The sequence below is a fragment of the Nitrosopumilus sp. S6 genome (assembly GCF_054515815.1).
In genome coordinates, this window is the sequence record NZ_JBTNRI010000015.1 from 1 (window position 1) to 18,017 (window position 18,017).

The 18,017-nt window shown below is 33.3% G+C and carries 20 protein-coding genes and 1 pseudogene; 4 read left to right on the plus strand and 17 right to left on the minus strand.

Going from position 1 to position 18,017, the window contains the following annotated elements; genetic code table 11:
* The 3 genes from ACX12B_RS08685 to ACX12B_RS08695 form a co-directional block, all read right to left on the minus strand.
* Nucleotides 1-358, minus strand: a 358-nt coding sequence (locus ACX12B_RS08685; RefSeq protein WP_459353618.1) for a 50S ribosomal protein L31e, incomplete at its 3' end; no start/stop codon positions are given.
* Complete coding sequence (locus tag ACX12B_RS08690) at nucleotides 359-517, minus strand: 50S ribosomal protein L39e (protein WP_012215647.1); 159 nt, start codon at nucleotides 515-517, stop codon at nucleotides 359-361.
* A 37-nt stretch (nucleotides 518-554) separates the two neighbouring features.
* Entirely contained in the window at nucleotides 555-1,106 is a 552-nt protein-coding gene (locus ACX12B_RS08695; RefSeq protein WP_459353619.1) for an NUDIX hydrolase, read from the minus strand.
* A gap of 66 nt (nucleotides 1,107-1,172) precedes the next feature.
* On the opposite strand from ACX12B_RS08695, the pseudogene ACX12B_RS08700 reads away from it, so the two are divergent.
* Nucleotides 1,173-1,913: pseudogene (locus ACX12B_RS08700) on the plus strand (5,10-methenyltetrahydrofolate synthetase); the annotation flags it as partial.
* Here ACX12B_RS08700 and ACX12B_RS08705 read toward each other — a convergent pair.
* Together ACX12B_RS08705 and ACX12B_RS08710 are read right to left on the minus strand one after the other, a co-directional pair.
* Complete coding sequence (locus ACX12B_RS08705; RefSeq protein ID WP_459353620.1) at nucleotides 1,910-4,408, minus strand: methionine synthase; 2,499 nt, start codon at nucleotides 4,406-4,408, stop codon at nucleotides 1,910-1,912. The pseudogene ACX12B_RS08700 and the gene ACX12B_RS08705 sit on opposite strands and share 4 nt — an antisense overlap.
* A 32-nt stretch (nucleotides 4,409-4,440) precedes the next feature.
* Entirely contained in the window at nucleotides 4,441-5,403 is a 963-nt protein-coding gene (locus tag ACX12B_RS08710; protein ID WP_459353621.1) for a homocysteine S-methyltransferase family protein, read from the minus strand.
* Between the two features lie 109 nt (nucleotides 5,404-5,512).
* On the opposite strand from ACX12B_RS08710, the gene ACX12B_RS08715 reads away from it, so the two are divergent.
* Nucleotides 5,513-6,613 carry an MFS transporter gene (locus ACX12B_RS08715; protein WP_459353622.1) on the plus strand — a complete coding sequence of 367 codons (1,101 nt, stop codon included), beginning with the start codon at nucleotides 5,513-5,515 and terminating at the stop codon, nucleotides 6,611-6,613.
* 50 nt (nucleotides 6,614-6,663) lie between these two features.
* Here the strand turns inward: ACX12B_RS08715 and ACX12B_RS08720 are convergent, their stop codons facing one another.
* The 12 genes from ACX12B_RS08720 to ACX12B_RS08775 all read right to left on the minus strand — a co-directional run bounded on the left by ACX12B_RS08720 (nucleotide 6,664) and on the right by ACX12B_RS08775 (nucleotide 16,836).
* The gene (locus ACX12B_RS08720; RefSeq protein ID WP_459353623.1) at nucleotides 6,664-7,089 is read right to left on the minus strand and encodes a hypothetical protein; all 426 of its coding nucleotides are present in this window, start codon (nucleotides 7,087-7,089) and stop codon (nucleotides 6,664-6,666) included.
* 95 nt (nucleotides 7,090-7,184) lie between these two features.
* Entirely contained in the window at nucleotides 7,185-7,604 is a 420-nt protein-coding gene (locus ACX12B_RS08725; protein WP_459353624.1) for a hypothetical protein, read from the minus strand.
* A gap of 4 nt (nucleotides 7,605-7,608) precedes the next feature.
* Complete coding sequence (locus ACX12B_RS08730; protein WP_459353625.1) at nucleotides 7,609-7,782, minus strand: hypothetical protein; 174 nt, start codon at nucleotides 7,780-7,782, stop codon at nucleotides 7,609-7,611.
* A 303-nt stretch (nucleotides 7,783-8,085) separates the two neighbouring features.
* Entirely contained in the window at nucleotides 8,086-8,376 is a 291-nt protein-coding gene (locus ACX12B_RS08735) for a hypothetical protein (protein WP_459353626.1), read from the minus strand.
* Nucleotides 8,377-8,480: 104 nt separating this feature from the next.
* Nucleotides 8,481-9,908, minus strand: a complete 1,428-nt coding sequence (locus ACX12B_RS08740) for a circularly permuted type 2 ATP-grasp protein (RefSeq protein ID WP_459353627.1) — start codon at nucleotides 9,906-9,908, stop codon at nucleotides 8,481-8,483.
* 5 nt (nucleotides 9,909-9,913) lie between these two features.
* Nucleotides 9,914-10,408, minus strand: coding sequence for an alpha-E domain-containing protein (locus ACX12B_RS08745; RefSeq protein WP_459353628.1), 495 nt, complete (start codon nucleotides 10,406-10,408; stop codon nucleotides 9,914-9,916).
* A gap of 50 nt (nucleotides 10,409-10,458) precedes the next feature.
* Nucleotides 10,459-11,337 carry a transglutaminase domain-containing protein gene (locus ACX12B_RS08750; protein ID WP_459353629.1) on the minus strand — a complete coding sequence of 293 codons (879 nt, stop codon included), beginning with the start codon at nucleotides 11,335-11,337 and terminating at the stop codon, nucleotides 10,459-10,461.
* A 603-nt stretch (nucleotides 11,338-11,940) separates the two neighbouring features.
* Nucleotides 11,941-12,096, minus strand: a complete 156-nt coding sequence (locus ACX12B_RS08755) for a hypothetical protein (protein ID WP_459353630.1) — start codon at nucleotides 12,094-12,096, stop codon at nucleotides 11,941-11,943.
* A gap of 57 nt (nucleotides 12,097-12,153) precedes the next feature.
* On the minus strand, nucleotides 12,154-12,906 hold the full coding sequence (locus tag ACX12B_RS08760) for a hypothetical protein (protein WP_459353631.1): 753 nt from the start codon (nucleotides 12,904-12,906) through the stop codon (nucleotides 12,154-12,156).
* A gap of 221 nt (nucleotides 12,907-13,127) precedes the next feature.
* Nucleotides 13,128-14,105, minus strand: a complete 978-nt coding sequence (locus ACX12B_RS08765; protein ID WP_459353632.1) for a nitroreductase family protein — start codon at nucleotides 14,103-14,105, stop codon at nucleotides 13,128-13,130.
* A 33-nt stretch (nucleotides 14,106-14,138) separates the two neighbouring features.
* Nucleotides 14,139-15,452: a hypothetical protein gene (locus tag ACX12B_RS08770; protein ID WP_459353633.1), complete on the minus strand. Its 1,314-nt coding sequence runs from the start codon at nucleotides 15,450-15,452 to the stop codon at nucleotides 14,139-14,141.
* 73 nt (nucleotides 15,453-15,525) lie between these two features.
* On the minus strand, nucleotides 15,526-16,836 hold the full coding sequence (locus ACX12B_RS08775; protein ID WP_459353634.1) for a hypothetical protein: 1,311 nt from the start codon (nucleotides 16,834-16,836) through the stop codon (nucleotides 15,526-15,528).
* A gap of 140 nt (nucleotides 16,837-16,976) precedes the next feature.
* Between ACX12B_RS08775 and ACX12B_RS08780 the strand changes: the two genes are divergently transcribed.
* The gene (locus ACX12B_RS08780) at nucleotides 16,977-17,141 is read left to right on the plus strand and encodes a hypothetical protein (RefSeq protein WP_459353635.1); all 165 of its coding nucleotides are present in this window, start codon (nucleotides 16,977-16,979) and stop codon (nucleotides 17,139-17,141) included.
* Nucleotides 17,142-17,432: 291 nt separating this feature from the next.
* Nucleotides 17,433-17,825: a DUF6659 family protein gene (locus ACX12B_RS08785; protein ID WP_459353636.1), complete on the plus strand. Its 393-nt coding sequence runs from the start codon at nucleotides 17,433-17,435 to the stop codon at nucleotides 17,823-17,825.
* Nucleotides 17,826-18,017: the final 192 nt, after the last annotated feature.

An 18,017-nucleotide genomic window follows, 5' to 3' on the forward strand; every position in this document is an offset into this window, starting at 1 on the left:
TAGCTGGTTCTTCTTTCTTTGGTGCTTCTTTAGCTGGTTCTTCTACTTTGTCTTCAACTTTTGGAGTTTCTTTTTCAGGAGTTACTTTAGATTCAATTTCTTCCTCATAAGGTGAAACAAGAACATAACCCTCATCGGTCTTGCTCATTCTAACTCTAATCTTTCTTGGAGGACTTCGTACTCCTTTTGCCCAAATTTGATGAGCTAAATCTTCTTCAATTTTGATATCTTCAACTTTCATGTGATGACGAGCAAATTCTTTGATCATATTGATTGCTCTAACTGCTCTATGCTGTGATTGAGAGAGTAATACTTTACCAAGTGGGATTGTGTAAACACGTTCTAATTCTTGAGACATCTATCCTACCTCCACATCAGTTGATCTCCAAGCTCTACGTTTTGGATTTGTTCTAACACTTCTCTTTGTTTTGAGAATAATCCATGCAGGTACTGGTGATGCCTGTTTTGTTTTTTTCAACAGACGAATCTTCCTTGGAGAGGACTTGCGTGCAGCCATAGATTTTCAGGCACGTAGAGCTCTTTTTAAATGAATCTCAGGATTTTAGGCCACTTTGAATCTGTTTTAGGATTCTAGCAGAAGCACCCCATACGATTTTGTTGTTATATTCAAAGGTAAACATTTCTTGAATAATGTTATGTGACGGATCAGGATCTTTTGCCATAGTCTTCAAAAAAGATTCCAAAGGAATATGAAAGATTTTTTCAACTTCACAATTTGCAGTAAGTTCTGAAATTTCATTTACAACAGAAATGAATGGTAAAATAAGAAAACCAGAATTCAAAGTTATAACAGGATCTAATTGTCCAATAACTTGGTCTCTAGTAATAGTCAAACCAATTTCTTCACTAGTTTCTCGTAATGCAGTTTCAAGAAGATCTGAATCTGTAGAATCTAATTTACCACCAGGAAAAGATATTTCACCTGCATGAAATTTCATGTCTTTAGGTTTTTCAGTCATAACAACCATTGGATCTTTACCATAAATCACAACAAGAACTGATGCTAAACGATATTTCCCAGTATTTTCTAAAATAGGATCAATAGGAGTAGAAAACGTAGATTGTATTTTTTCTAAATTCAACATTATTTCTCTACTTTTTCATAAGGGTTTTGATATTCAAAGGTTTTAACCAAGGATACAAAAAATGACAATATGACAATTAGGTATGAAGCTAATCCACCTAAAATTTTACCAGATGTAGATACAAATGAATCTGTAAAGAAATTCATTGAGAGAATAAAAATTATTTCAAAAAAATGTGATGCAATTCACCTTACAGAAAACGTGTTAGGATATCAAAGAGTTTCACCATTAGAGGTAGGAAAAATAATAAAAAAAGAGATTCCAGATTTACCAATTACAGTCAGTCTTAGAGTCAGAGACAAATCAGAAAGCGAGATTTTTGGATTTGCAGAAAAATGTATTGAGATTGGCTTTGCAGGAATCTTAATTTTAATGGGAGACCCTTCACAAACAGGAAAATCAGATTCTGGGCAAATTCCAAGCTTGACGGTAAAAAAATTAAGAGAAAAAAACATAGATTCAAAAATTGATTTGTATCTTTCAGTGTCAAACAAACCAAATTTCTCAAAATTAGGAAAGAAGATTGATGCAAAACCAAAGGGATTCATGACTCAAGTAATTCAAAACATACAACAGGTTCAAGCACTATCAGAAAATCTCAAAGAATTTTCAGTCATTCCAATCATATTATTTCCCTCAGAAAAAAATGAAAAATCTGCAAAGTTTTTGGATTTGGATTTGGAATCATACAGTAAAGAATTTGAAGAGTTGTTACAACATACACATAAAATTACAGGAGATGTTTTACTCACATCGCCAAATGATTTTACAGGATTAAACGAATTTTTGAATAAAACAACTATCTAAAGTACAAAGTATGATGCTTTAGGATGATGTACTACTATTGCAGCAGTAGATTGCTCTGGAATTATCTGGCCTGATTCAGTTAATTCCATTCCAGACTTTTCAGGTTCCAATAATTTCCATACCAATTGATGTTGCATCACATCAGGACAACTAGGAAAACCCCAAGAATATCTCAAACCACCTGCATCTAAATTCAATTCAGATTTTATTTTTCGATTAATCCATTCAGCTAATCCTTCAGCAACTTCAACTGCTAATCCATGAAGATAGTATGCATCAGTGTACTTGTCTTCTTGATTCCATTGTTCAATAATGTCTGCAACTTTGTTTCCCACAGTTACAGCCTGAAATGCTACAATATCATCATCACCAAAATAATCTGTCAAACACAAATGTTCAGGCTTGGATGAACGTGGAAAATCAAATGTTACATCATCGCCATGAGGATTATCTACAGATAATTTTCCATCTTTGTTGTGGCATCTAAAATATCCATAAACAACTTCAGGTTCAAACAGTTTTTCTCTAATTATTCTAATCTTCCATTGACTAAGCAGTTGTTCATGATCAGCCTCTGATTCAGAGCCTGCTTTACCTCTTAGACCCCAAGAAAGTTTGAAGAGAGATTTTTTGTCAATGAGTTGCCATACTTCATCCATCTTGATTTGATCTAGTTTCAGGCGTATTGGCTCACCAATAATTTTTGGAGCAGGAGCAGGTACAGGTTTAATGTCACTTTTTGGAAGACTGGTAGGATCAATTTTTGCAGTAGATTTTTCTTTCCAATTTTCTAATTTTTCTTTCCATTGTGCCAGAAGATTTTGTTTTTCATCTGAAACCAAAGTATCCATTGTTTTGAGTCCTTCAAACATTGTATTACAATAAAAAACACCAGGCTCATAGATTCCATCTTCTTTTGCAATTCGATTAATGTAATTGCTGTTAATTGCGGCACCCCCACAAAGAATGGGAATGTCCATTTTGTTTTTTCTTGCATGCTCTACAAAGAACTGCATTTGTTTTGATGTAGAAACAAGTAATGCAGAAAGCCCAATTGCATCAGGTTTTACCTCATCAATTTTTTCAAGGAATTTTTGCAAAGGAACCTGCTTTCCAAGATCATAAACAGTATAGCCATTATTTTGAAAGATTGTCTTTACCAAGTTCTTTCCAATATCATGGACATCACCATATACTGTTCCTAAAACCAGTTTCCCTTTGCTAGAGCCTTCTTCTTTAACCAAATACTTTTCCAACTCACCAACAGCTGCCTTCATGCATTCAGCAGATTTCAAAACAAATGGAAGGATTAATTCACCTGCCCCAAATTTATCTCCCACTTCTTTCATTGCAGGAAGTAAATCTTCATTGAGAGTTCTGATTGCACCATCATGAGTAGTCTCTAGAGGAGCATCAAGTGAAAGTTTACCATCAGTGTCCTTTAGAATATCATTTTTTCCAACTTTATCTGCAATAGCAGTAACAACATCATTTTCTATTCCGTCTTTGAGTCTGTTAACTATTCTAAAGTTGGCCTTCTTTCCAGCAGGCCAAGAAGGATCTACATCTACTTTCTTTGACGCAGTGCTAGTTTGAGGCCCTGCATTCTCAAAGTATGTGATTAATTCAGATAACGCATTTGGATGAGTGTTAAAGATTAGATCTTCGGCAAGTTTTCTTTCTTTTTCATCAATTTCACCATATGGAATAATCTCTTTTGCATTTACAATTGCAGTATCAAGACCAGCTTTTATTGCATGATACAAGAATACAGAATTTAGAATTTTTCTAGCATAAGGTACAAGACCAAAGCTAATGTTGCTTAAACCTAAGGTGGTAAAAGAATTAGGGAATTTTTCTTTTACTAGTCTAATTCCTTCAAGAGTATTTTTTCCTGCATCAAGGAATTCATCTTCACCTGTTGCAAGAGTAAATGTAAGCACATCAAAGATAAACTGTTCAATTTTTAATCCATATTTTTTGCCAGTTTCATAAAGTAATTCAGCAGTTTCTAATTTTTGCTGAGGTGTTTTTGCCATTCCGTTAGGTCCAATACACAATGCTATTGCAGGCAAACCATACTTTGCCATTATTGGTGCAAGTTTTTCAAATCTACTACCATCACCTTCTAGATTAATTGAGTTGATTATCGGTCTTCCAGGGATTTGTTTTACAGATGCATCAATTACATCAGGATCAGTGGAATCTATTACAAGAGGAGCATCTACTTCTAAGCTTAATCGTTTTACTAGATTTAGCATGAATTCTTTTTCATCAGCACGTTCAGTTGTTGCAACACATACATCAAGGCAATGCGCACCATCTTCAACTTGAGTTCTACCCAAATCAACTAATCCATCATAATCATCTGCAAGAACTAGTTGTTTTGCTTTACGAGAGCCTTGAGTGTTAATTCTCTCTCCAATAATTAATGGAGCTGGAACTTGTTTTAGATCAACTGCCTTTAATGCAGAACTTACTCTTGGAATAGTCAATAGTGTAAAATCATCTCGGTTTTTCTAAATACTTAACCCTCGACAGAGTTGGCTTTTTCGTCAATTACTTTTCTTAGAACTTTGATGTGTTCTGGATTTGTTCCACAACAACCTCCAATTATTCGAACTTTTTTGTATTGTTTAATAAAATCGCCCAAGGCATCACCCATCTTCTCAGGGGTCATTTTGTAAACTGCCTGTCCTCCTTCATTTTCAGGCATGCCGGCATTTGGGACCACCAAAATATTATGTTCATTTTGCTCATCAAGCCATCTTACACTGGGCGTCATCTCAATTGGGCCAGTAGAGCAATTCATTCCAAAGATGTCAATTCCCATATCAGAAACAGTAGTGTATGCAGCTTGAATGTTTGTTCCAAGCAACATCTTTCCATATTGGTCTAATGTAGTGTTTGCAATTATTGGAACTTTCTTTCCAGTTTTCTCCATTGCTTGATGGCATGCTTCAATTACCAACTTTACTTCCAAAATATCCTGACTTGTTTCAATGAGTAATGCATCTACACCTCCAAGAATCAATCCTTCTGCTTGTAGTTCAAAAGCTTCTCTGATTTCATCAAGTGGTTTTTGTCCCAAATCAGGATCATTTGAGCTTGGAAGAAATCCAGAAGGTCCCATAGAACCAATCACATATCGTGGTCTGTCAGAATATTCTTGACAGACCTCAAATGCAAGTTGTGCAATTTTTTTGTTAAATTCAATTGTTTGATCACCAAAACCATATTCATCAAGTTTAATTTTATTTGAACCAAAAGAATTTGTTTCAATACAATCAGCTCCGGCATCCAAGTAACGTCTATGAATTTGTTTAATCCAATCAGGATGAGTTATCACCAACCCATCATTGAATCCATCTTGATTGTTTGGAAAGTCTTCTGGTTTAGGATTAAACTTTTGAATTTCAGTTCCCATCGCACCATCAAAAAGTAAAATTCTGTTTTGTAAAGCATCTAGAAAAGATTCTTTTTCAGCCAATTTAATTTCAAAATGAGTTTGTACAGTTTAACTCTTTTCAGAAAAAACCACTAAACAAAGTATTGATACGTATGTTGAAATTAGGTCAGAGTCAATTTTTAGTACATTTATGCAAAAAGTTCAAGTAAACAATCTAGTACGTAGTGCCACATTTTTTCAGCACGCTGGAATCTCTATTGTCTTTGTATTCATGCCCATTATTGCCCAAGGCGTTACACAATCAGTCTTTGAGATAGGGCTTTTGGTAGCCTCATTTAGTTTTGCCCAGATTCTATCTGAAATCTACTTTGGCAGACACTCAGACAAGAAAGGAACCAGGCTCAAGTTCATCAGAATGGGTTTCATTGGTTGTGCCATAGCATTTGGAATGCATTATTTTGCAACAGATCTTTCCATGTTTTTCTTGGTAAGAATTGCAGCAGGAATTGCAAGTGGTGTAATGATTCCAGCAATGATTGCTTATACCTATGAGGCAAATGTTGACAAGAAAAGGGCTGCAACAGTAATCTCATTTCATGCACTAGGATGGCTTGCAGGAATTGCAGCAGCAGGACTTGCAAATGACTTGCAATTAATTTTCTTGATTAGTGCAGCGTCCTTTGTAGTTGGATTGTTATTTACAATTAAACTTCCAAATCCAGAACAAGAAAAAGAAGTAGAACCTGGAACCACAAAAAGAGTTATTTCAAAAAATAAATTTCTTTTCTTGTCATTATTACTACGACATATTGGAGCAGCTGCTGTTTGGACAATTCTCCCAATAATGATTGTAGATAGATGGGGCGGCGACCTTTATCACATATCAATTGTGTATGTTGCAAATACAATGACTGCTTTTATCTTGATGAATGTCATGGCAAGCAAAATTCATCTTTCAAATATTACTAAATTCAAGATAGGGGTTGGAGGTACAACGTTTGTGTTTGTAGGATTGTCATTTGTTACTGAGTGGTGGATGGCAATGCCATTCATGTCATTAGTTGGCGCAACATGGGCATTTTTGTTTATTGGAGGTAACTTTCACCTAATGGAGAATAATCCACATTCAACTTCAACTGGGATTTTCAGTTCAACATTATCAATTGCAACTGTAGTTGGTCCGGTGATTGCTGGAGGTATTGCGTTTGTTTTTGATTATGTTGCAGTAATGTATTTTGCAATTGTAATTATTGTATGTGCATTTGTAGTATCACTCAAAGTTAAAAAATAGAATGAACATACAGAGATTCATAAAGCATTATTAGCAGCACATTAGATTTTTTATTTTTGAGATTCTTTAGATTTGTTGATTTGTGAGAGTGTTTTTGCATAAGAGTCTATCAACACATGCATAAAACTATCAAAGGATTTTACTGCAGAGACTCTCATCTTAAAATATTCATCCCAATACTTTGTATTCATTTCAATGAATTCAAGATAATTTTTCTTTGTTAATTCTGAGTTTTTCTTAATTTGAGTCAGGAGTTTTGGATCAATGTTTAATTTGTCAAAAAATTCTTTTTCAGCAATATAACAGGTTCCAAACAGATCATTGAACATGTGAAGGTATTCAGCATACAGATTAGAATAATTTTGGAACAAAGATGGTGATTGTGATTCAAGTTTTTGTATAATTTCGGATGTATCTGACTTTAGTACATCACAAACAGATGTTTTAGTGTCATCTTGGGTTGAGGTATTATCCATCATACTTAGATAGACAATATCAGATTTAACCTATTTTCCATATTGTGAACAAATATGGGTGTAAATGAGTTTTAAAAAAAAGAAAAAAGTAAAGGTTATGATCTAGAAGGAATCATTAATGGCCATTCTTTTATGATGTCTTTATTGAGTGTAGCAAATTCATTTGAATTCACATTCATTGTATGCAACGAATCTTTTGTTGCATTAATAGATGCAATTGCAATCTTGTTTTGGACATCAATGGCAGTTTTTGATTCTTGTTCTAGGTCATTTCCAATCTTTTTAGCGGCATCGGGCATACTTGCACTAATGCCTACTTTGTTTGCAAATCCTTTCTGAATATCAATTGCAGAACATGAAACATTTCTCCATGATTCTACATATTCTTGAAATAGATCTGTTAGAGATTGATGATATTGTGGAATGGTTTTTTCAACATATGTGAACATTGTATCGACATATCCTTTCCACAGACCATAGAAATCAGTACTACTTGTTGTGACAGACTTTTCCAATAAGTTAACACCTCCTCTCTGGTTTAACCAAGTATAATTCGGGATTATCAAAATAAACCCAGGACATACCAAGCATATCCATTGCAGAGATTTCTTGACTGAGATTTGAAGCGTTTTTGGCATCATCAAACTTCAACTTCGAAAAATCGCTTGGTTGTTGTTCCCTTGTAATTTGCATGATTTGACTCATGGATAGGATTAGGAGATTATGTTATTAAAGCAGAAGAATTTTGAATTAAAAATTGTTTTAGATAACTAGTTGATTTTATTCTGAATGAAATCAAAATAAGGATTCTTTAAAATCTATTTTCACATATCTGATTTGTGCGACATTGGCATAGCATGTCAGAGGGATGCCTTCGTATCCAGACGGCACAGTCAAGTGACGCACGAATATTATATTCAAATTAAGAAATTATGACAGTTTATTTTAACAAATATTTGAATCAGCACATCTTAGATTTGTAAAACCCATTACTAATTATGAATGCTGAAGTGCCGTATTTTTTCTTAAAATGATCATTCCCTTTTTATCAACAAAATATCTAGGCCAAGATAATTTACCTAAAAGCGTTTTATCGTTTTTTACAAGTGCATCTATAGCAATTTGCATTTCTTTGACATAGTTCATGTATCCTGATTGATTTCTTTTTAGAACTTTACATTCTTGGATAATTGATAATTGTCTAAAAGTAAGATATTGAACATAGCTCATATAACATGTGAAATACCTTAAATCATCTGTAAATCTATACTGTATCATTAAAGTCATGACATATCTTATTGATGTGTAAATTTATGATTAATGGATACTTTTTTGAAAAGTAACGTTTTGTTTTTTAAAATTTTAATTTCATCACTATTAAGAAAATGAATTTAAGAGATTTTTTCATTCAAATCTACAACCCACGTATCTTTTACCCCTCCACCTGAAGAGTTGTTTGTGATTCTACCATGCCTTGCATATCTTGATAATCCTCCTGGAGGGACTTTAGGGCCGTCTTTTTCATAATATGAAAAAACTCTAAGGTCCACGTATGAATCTCGCATGATCAGTGGGTTAAAAGATTCTCTAGTAATAGTAGTAGAAAAATCTAAAGTTTCTTGTAACAAATAGTCATTTGGTTTTTCTGTGATTTCTGTTTTTATTTTTTTTATGAGTTCGTCTCTCTTAGATTTTGGATGATCTCGTGGAATTACGGTTCCCATGCCACCATACCCTCCTCGTTCTTTTACAACAAGATTTTCTACATTTTTAATTGCATTTTCCAAATCTTCAGGAATTGTAGGATTGTAGGATTTTGGTTGTTCTAAAATTGGTTCTTCAGAAAGATAATGTTGTATAAGTTCAGGAATATACGAGTAAACTAATTTATCATCTGCAACACCTGTTCCTGGAGAATTAACCAAGGCAACTTTTCCATCAAGATATGCTTTTGTAATTCCAGGTACAAAAATATCCAAATCTTCAACTCTGCGATAAATTACATCTACTTGAACTTCGCCCTCTCCAGGAATTTTTAGTGCAACAGATCCTGAATCAGTTATGTAAAGATCCCCAGTCTCTACTAGTGGAATGTCCATCAATTTTGAAAGATACATGTGTTCAAAATATGCAGAACCTGATGTTCCATCAGTCAGCAATACCATGAATGGATTTTTTACCCATGAAGCATCTTTCATTGCATTAAGCAAAAACTTCCAAGGTTTGTAAGATTCAAGTTTGTATCCCTTTTTTAAAATATTCAGATATCTATCGCTCATCTCACGTATCTTTAGAGGATATGTAACTCCACTAGGGACTCTAAGATTATCCTCAATTACATAATACGTTTCTCCATTGTATAGAAGATCTGCACCATAAACTTGAATGAAAATGTCATTTTTTGGTAAATGCCCAATTAAATCAGGGTTAAAGTACTCAGAGCCAAAAATTAATTCGTCAGGAACAATTGTTTTTTTCTGAGTATATACGTCCTTTAGGAACATGTTGAGTACTTTTGCACGTTGTTTAATTCCATCTTGAATTGTTTGAAAATTTTGTTTAGAAATTATACGTGGAACAAAATCCATAGGAACCGCATTGTATTCAGTAGGTTTTACATTGTATGTGAAACCTTCTAGATATGCCGTAAGATCTGCAGACATTACCTTTTCTCCCAATCGAAGTAAACGTGGGTTTTGAATATTTTTAAAAAATTGTTGATATTCTTTACGTATCATAAGATTAGAATCAATTGCCTCATTGAAACTTTCAATTTTTGAAAAATCAATTGATTTAGAAGGAAGGGTATCTACATGCATGATTTTCACTGTTGTTGATGACGAGTTTGATTTTGTCTTGTGTCATCAGAAATTTTAGGAGGGGCAATTTCTTCGTCGATAACTCTACCTAAATTATTAATTGCTGCAACTACATCATTTGCATGCTTGATTACTTCATCTATATTTTGTAAATCAGGTTTTTCTTCTACGGCTATAACTAAGATATTTGATTCTCTAACCAATCTATCAATTCCCAAACCTATTGCATTTGTTCTCATATTCCTTACAGAATATAGAATACTAGATGAGATATCACCATGTAAAATTATTTCAAGGAATTTTTCACGCTTTGTAAATTCTATTCCCAAACTATCTGCAAGAGACATTAATGGTTCTTCACTCTTGAGAGTTTTGAATGAATAAAGTGCACTAAGTAAGGATCTAGTTATACTATCAACTCGTTCAACATAACGACCTAACCAATATGCTTTGTATAATTTACTTGGAAGGACTAGATTTTTTTTATCTATTTTTATCACTCGTGAGTTTCATAATGAATTATACTATTAAACTAACATCAATAAACATTCTACTGAAGAATTGTTGGAATCACATTTAGTTGCGTTAGACTATTTGGACTATTGGATTCAAAAGTACCTGTGATTGGAGATACATCATTGTAATCACGACCATGAGCATATTTTACATAGTGATTTTCTAAATCAAAGGATCTATTATGAGTAGGATCTAAAGGTATCCAGCCTACATTGGGCCAATAAGCTTCTGCCCATGCATGAGTTGCACCAGGAGTGTCTACCAATATACCACTGACATATCTAGCTGGAATTCCAAGAGAGCGTAAAAATCCAATTAGAATATGGGCTTTGTCCTGACATACCCCTACACCCATAGATAATGATTCTCTAGCTTTAGTTTGAATTGTAGTTGATGCTGGAACATATTCTATGTTTGTTGTAACCCATTCAGTAAGAACCTGCAATGCTTCTTTCAAAGTTTTTACATTATCTACAATGTCAGGAGCTCTCTGTCTTATCAAATCGGGATTGATAAGAGTAGATGCATTAAGATAAATTCTAATTTCAGGTGAAAAGATAGATTTGTCTAAAGGCAAACTAATATCTTCATCAACTGTGACTTTGTATGGACTTGTTTCTACAGTAGATACTACTTTAAAGTAAGAAGAGTAATGTGGTTCAGTAATTTTAATTCGTAAATTTTTGTTTCCAAATCTATCTGTATAGTAAAGTTCTTTTCCACTAGGCATTATTGACACTTCTTCACTAATTGGAGTTTGCCAAAACTCTTTAGAAGGAAATACACGTAAAACATTATCATTTATTGTGACTATATTGTCATAAGAATAACTTACATCATACTCTACTGAAACTTTCATAGGATCATTTTGTTGTTGACGTGTATTTAAAGTAGAAATTTGTTGCAGTTCCATCTAACCTAGATACTGTTTCTTGGAGGTTTCACTTTGTCCCAACAAGGAATACAAAGTGTGCCAAAACAAATAATCTGACCGTGACTTAGATCAGTCAGACATGTTTTACACTTAAAATCAGGCATTGTTATAAGAACAGTCATTATTTGTAGGCCTCTAGGAGGTCAGAATTAAACTCATAGCGTTGTGTTTGCTTTTGTGATTTTTTGAGTTTAGTTAGTGCCTCAAATGCGTAATACTCTACAAAACCATAGAGTGGAATGACATATTCAATCATGTTCTATACAATACAAGATTTGCTTATCAAGTAATCATAAGTTGATTAGGTTCAGAATCAAATCAACTGGTAATTACCTTAAGAGTATGAAAGTAGTACTATAGTGTGTCAAGTGAATTCATGATAAGACAGCTGCCATTTAACATGCGTTGCAGGTCTGCCTTCATTTGAATTCATTTGATAAAAGAGGCATTCAATAATGCAAAACAATTATTCTTATGCTTGTACTCTCGATGCTAAAGTTTTGATGCCAGGCTACAAAACTAGATACGAGTGTACTAGATGTCACAAGTTTTTAGAAAAATAATGATATCTTTTGATTATTGCTAATCATCAAGTATTATTAATGCAGTATACAGAATTTTTTCTCGAAATACCGCAGTATTTAATTTAATATCAACTACCTTTCTTTGTTCAATTACTTCATTTACAAGCTTGTCTAATTGAGACAACTCTTCAGTTTGGATGGTTTCTACGTGCATGATATAATACGAATTGTATGCTCTATTATTTATTAATAATTTCTATTTTAAAACACATCATTCTATACTCTTGCTTTGGGTATTTTCCCATGATTGTTCCAATGTTTCTAGAATCTTGATGTATAGTTGTACATTTTTGTTAGCTAGATTTTCCCATACTTCTTTCCATTCTTGCATAGCAATCTTTGCAGATTCAAAATTGGGTTCTTGAATTGCATGTGACCAAGATTCTAAGAACTTTTCAATTTGAATTTCCCCATCCATTTTACTGTCATTTGCAATTATGCTCTGACTATTTTTGAGGTCTGGGTTTTCATTTAGAATCTTCTTCCAAACCAATAAACAGTTTATGCGGGAATCCTCATCAATGTTACTCCAGTAATCAAAACTATTACGTAGTGATACAATCAGATCATTGTTAAACATACTTGCCTGGGGGTTTCCTGACAATATCACATGAATTCGTTTAACAATATCATCAGAATCTCCTGCATTATCTAACGTAACAACAAGTAACATCTCATTACCAAATGGGAAAATTACTCGGATTAGATTATCATATACCTGCAATGTGTATCTTGCATTACCAATTTTTTCTGAAACACTATTTCGAAAATTCCAAGAATCAATAGTATGTTTTAAGGCAATTTTGTTTTCTTCTTCAGTTAACAAATCAGTAACTCCATCCATTTGGCGTTTAAAAATAGAATTGCCTTTCAAATCATAAATCATTACATATCGTATATTGCTGGATACATGTAAGATGCTGTTGAGAAATTTTTCCTGATTTTCAAGTTTGAATTGTTCCATACAACACAATTGTTCATGGAGTATTAAGTGAAAGGATAGTTGATTTGATTCAATATCAAGTCAACTCAGATACATCTTAATTATTTGAAAGTGTATACTATGCACAAGTGAATTCGTGATAAGACAGCTACGTTTCTCCCTTCTACAGTAGGTCTGCCTTCATTTGAATTCACTACGTGTAAGTAGAGTAATAAAATTCAGAGATATTATTTTGATAGATGTTATTCAATTACTTTGATTAATTCTTTTAGATGTCTTCTTGATTTTGGAGGTTTTTTCTTATCTGGATAGCCAATGCAAAGAATAGAGGATGGCTTTAACTCAGTTCCAAGAATTTTCTTTACTTTTTCTTCATCAAACATTCCTATCCAAATCGTACTCAACCCCACACCTGAAGCTGCCAATAAAGAAAATGCTGCAGCAATAGTTGCATCCTGCAAAGAAAACTTGTCTAAAATTTCAGGAGGGAATTTCAATTTGACTCTAGAAGGATCTGTACAAAACACCAACACAACAGGGGCATTAACATAAGGTTGCTTGTTTGCAGCCTCAACTAGAGCCTCTTTTGTTTTTGGATTTTTTATCAAAAATACTTGAAAGCCTTGAAAGTTTCCTGCAGTAGGTGCAACATCAGCTGCAGATAAAATCTTGTCAATCTTCCAATCTTCTACTTTAGTTTTATCAAATTTTCTAGTTGAGCGTCTTGTAGCAAAAACTCTAAACAAATCAGTTGGAGAAAGATCTTGCCTAATTTTTTCAGGCTCTGAAGATAATATTGCTTGAATTAGTGACTTTTTGGGGTCTTTAGTAGAAATTTCTCTTTGTACTTTTTCATCATCTCTAATCCAAACAGAAGGATAGAATTCTTTTGTTCCAATGTAGACGTATTGAGGTTCATGTGGAATTTTGGCATATTCTAAAATTTCTTCTCGAATTTGATTTGTATTAACTTCAAGTAACCTATGATTGCTTAGATTAAACTGAGTCACATCAGAGTTTACTCTTATGTAACTTGCCTGATCTTCTAGTTCTACTTCACCAACAGAATTTTTCTTGAAAAGTTCTACAAGATTTTCTAATTCAGTTTTGTTTAAAATTACAACATCAATGTCATCCTCATCAACACCTTGCCAAACAATTCTGCATCCATCCTTTGATGTGTAAGAAGGTTCTACTGTTTTGAATTTCATGACAACCATTACAATTTTGTTTGAAAATTAAGATAATAGTATTTAGACTAGGAGTAAAAGAGCATGTAATTTTGCTCTAGTTTCTAGTAATTCAGTACGTAATTCTGCAATGTTAAGTGCAATTTGTCCGACTTGTTCTTCGCCTGCAGCATCTAGTTTCTTTGATGTTAATTGTCCTAATAGTTTTCTTAGATCACCCAAGTCTGTTTCCAGTTGATTGATTTTCATCTCTAATTTTTCCACATCAGAAGAAACTCCTGAATTTGTGCTAATCTTGACGGTAATTGAACCAGAATCAATTGCGTTAATTTTTGCAGTTCCAACTTGACAAGAGTTTGGGATAATTCTTTCAATTAATTTTACAGTAGTAGTATCAGTATCAGAAACAATATCAATTATTGGTAGTTTAACGGATTCTTTTCCAGTACATGCTTCAAAGACTACATCGTATCGCTTATAGTCAGGGTTTGAGGATTCAGGTTTTACTACTGCCTCAGTGACGGAAATTAAATCAGTACTCATTCCCTCCAAAGGTTTACCTGTTAGGGACTTTGGGAGATCAAGACTAGTTGCTTTAGCATGTGTAGGAACATACAACACCATCAGATATCGTCGTAGTTCATCCTGTAGACCTTTTAGTTCTTTTTTAAGAGTTACAACAGTAGTCAAGTTATCAGGGTTTGGGGTTTCATCATTAGTCCTTGGAATTTTTTGTTTAGCTGTAAGAATTCGTTCTTTCAAATCTGCAATCTGTTTTTCAAGTGAGGAAATTTTTTCTGAAATTCCACCCTTGTTTAATAAAGTTGCAGAAATAGAATTAGGATCTGCAGCTTTGATAAGTACTGAAGTAGTATAACAAGAATTTGCCTTTAACATATTTCCAAGCTTTACACTTCTAGTTTCACTGTCTGAAGTTACAAATATTTCAGGAGCTCTAACGGTTTTAGATGCGGCACATGCTTCAAAGATGTATGCATATCCCACGACACCCGAAGTTGTAGTGCCTTTGATAACTTTTGTAGGTTGTTTTACAGTTGCAACTTTTGTAACGGTTCCAGCTGGTTCGCCTTTCTTTGATTTGAGGGTCTTTATCTCTTCAACTTTTTTATCAGTTAGTTGTTTTGCCCATCCATTTTCAGCTAGTTTTTCAGCAGTTGTAGGTTTTACACATGATGCATTACCAGTAGATTTTTTAGTTATTTTGACTAGTCCTTCAGCACAGATTATTTGATCAGCAGTAAAATCAAGATGCATCTGTTGTCTGGGGCTAATAACATCTGCAAAGCCTTGAGTTGTAAAAGTACTTGAAACAAGAATTAAGCCTAGAAAAAATACTACAAATGAAATTGATTTCACATTAATTATCTAAAAAAACTCATTAAAAAACTATGCCATCGAATTTTCAGGGTAGAAAAATCCAAGGCATGTATCATTTAGAATTCTTTTGATCAAGGCCTATATTTTTTAAAAATTTGTTTGTCTCACTTAGTGCGTGTTTTTTGATTTTTATTCGGTCATCGTTTTGGATAGATTTTGATGCCAAATGAAGCATTTCATCCATAAGATGTATTCCTCCCCGGGCACCTTTCTTGAGCCCCAACTGGTACAAGAGGGGAAGTTTTGAGATGTTTGAAGTAACTTCCATTTTAATCTCAGGTACACTAGGGGATTTTTTATCAGGAGTTTCAATTTCAGTGAATTTATCGACCACTTTAGATAGCAAATTATCTAAGTTTTCACTCAAGTTGCGCTCAAGCTTGGTATTTTTTTCTTTTCTTGCCATCATAACAATTCTTTTAATTTTTAAAAGTGCCTGGTTTGCCTCCACAGATTCAAAGTCTTTTGCAGAAAGATCCAATCCAAAGTCTTCCATGAATGCAGAAGCAATATACGATATAGCCTCTTTTCGACAAGATGCTTTTGTGGTTCCAAAAGGACAATTATCACAATTTGTGGTGAAATATCTAGCTCCTCGTTGACCAAAGCTTGAAAGTATAATTTTGTCTTGATCACGAAGTTTGCCAATTGTTCTTGATACAAGTCCTTCATCAAGTAATAATGCTTGAGATATTTCTTGGTTAGAGTAAGAGCCCTCGTCAATTAAATCCAGTATCTCTTCTTCTAATTCACCAGGAGAACGTCTTGATGGCTCTTCAATAGCATCAGCTAAATAATGCGAAACCAGTTTATCTCCTGAATCATGATTAATGATGAATGTTTTTCCATCATATGTTGCATCTAAACCAGATAATGTCTCTGTCTTGATTATTTTTGCAAGAATTTTATCAATATTTTTTATCTTAAAATCTTTCAATAATTCATTTAGATTTTGTTTTGAGATTTTTGTCTTACCAGTGCTAAAAATATGATAAAGAGCCCAACGAATCTTTCGTTCATCACTTCTTTCAATTAATCGTAATAATTTACAAAAGTTGTCTATTCTAGTCCATTTTATTTCAGAAAGTTCATCTTTTGTATTTTTGACAAAAAGTGTCCTATCCAAAATCTTACAAAATTCTTCAAACTGTTTTGTAATTACGGGTTTTTTAATTTTTGATGCTTTTTTTATTTTTGTACTTTTAGGGATCATCTCTAAAAAATTATCTTTAAGAATAGTATGCTCATCTCTCAACGATTTTGTTTCATACCTTAGGAACTCAAAGAACTCAATTGAATTATCAAGTAATGATGAAGGCAAAAATATTCTGAGTGCATGTAGATTAGTTGAAGATAGTCCCATACAGGTATAAGTTGACTTGACTATTTATGCCTATTAAGACAACTATATGACTAGTTTCACGCTCGAAATAACTAGTTTAATTAAAATAAAATCTAAACAAAAATCTCCTGCCTTAATACCAAAAATGACTCTGTTTTTTTATGAATACAACTCTAATGGAATCTCATAATGAGATGGGGCAACTTGAGTCACAGTCAAGTCTATTCAAAAATAGATTAGTCAAAAACAATAGAAGACTTTCAACAATCACAGAACCAATAAGACCAGAAATTCTTACTTGGGAAGATTTGAGAGGTGTTTTCTAGATGAATGTGCCTGAAAATAATTTATTTGATCAGATGATAGATGGGATTCAAAATCGTTTCAAGAAGAAGAGAATGATATTACAATTTGATGACGAGTTATTGGAGAGTTTCAAATAGGATGAAATTTAGTGAGAGTTTTGTCGGTTTTACCCATATCTCCAAAAAGAGGCGTTTGAAAAAGCATGCCAAGACGTAAACTTTATGATGATGATGGAGATGACGATGAAGAATCTCCACGTCATTAAGAGATATCAAGGTAAGATTTAAGATAGAACAACATGAAAATTCATCATGGCAATATTATCAGTAAATGACATACAAAGGTTAGATGCAGCATGTTCTAAACTATCAAATGAAGACAAAGTAAGACATGTAGGTGTGATTAATGAGTTAGGACGACTTGTTGCAGGTGGATTCAAAAAAGGTGTAACTCCTATGCTGTCAGAGGATAAAATAAGAATGGTTTACATGCAAATGCAGCTTGATTTTAACATGCGTCAAGAATTAGATGAGGTTCTAGGTCCAATAGATTATATCGCATCAAGGCGAACCAAACAGTTGATAATTAGTGTTCCAATTGGAGAAAACCTAGTATTAATTACAGCAGAACCTGATGCAGATGATAAAAAAATAATTAAAAAAGCTGAAGAGATTTTTGATGAAATTACAATTTCTACAATCTAGATACAAGTTGATTTTATTCTGTACAAAGTCAATTAGATAATTTTGTAGAGAATGTGAGCAATTTTCCCATATGTTAAATCCAAAATTCACATATGGGCATCATGTTCGAAATAACTACACCGATAATAGATTACTTGCAATTTCAGTTAGAGAGTATACGAATTTTAATTAAAGATACTTTGTACAAAAACA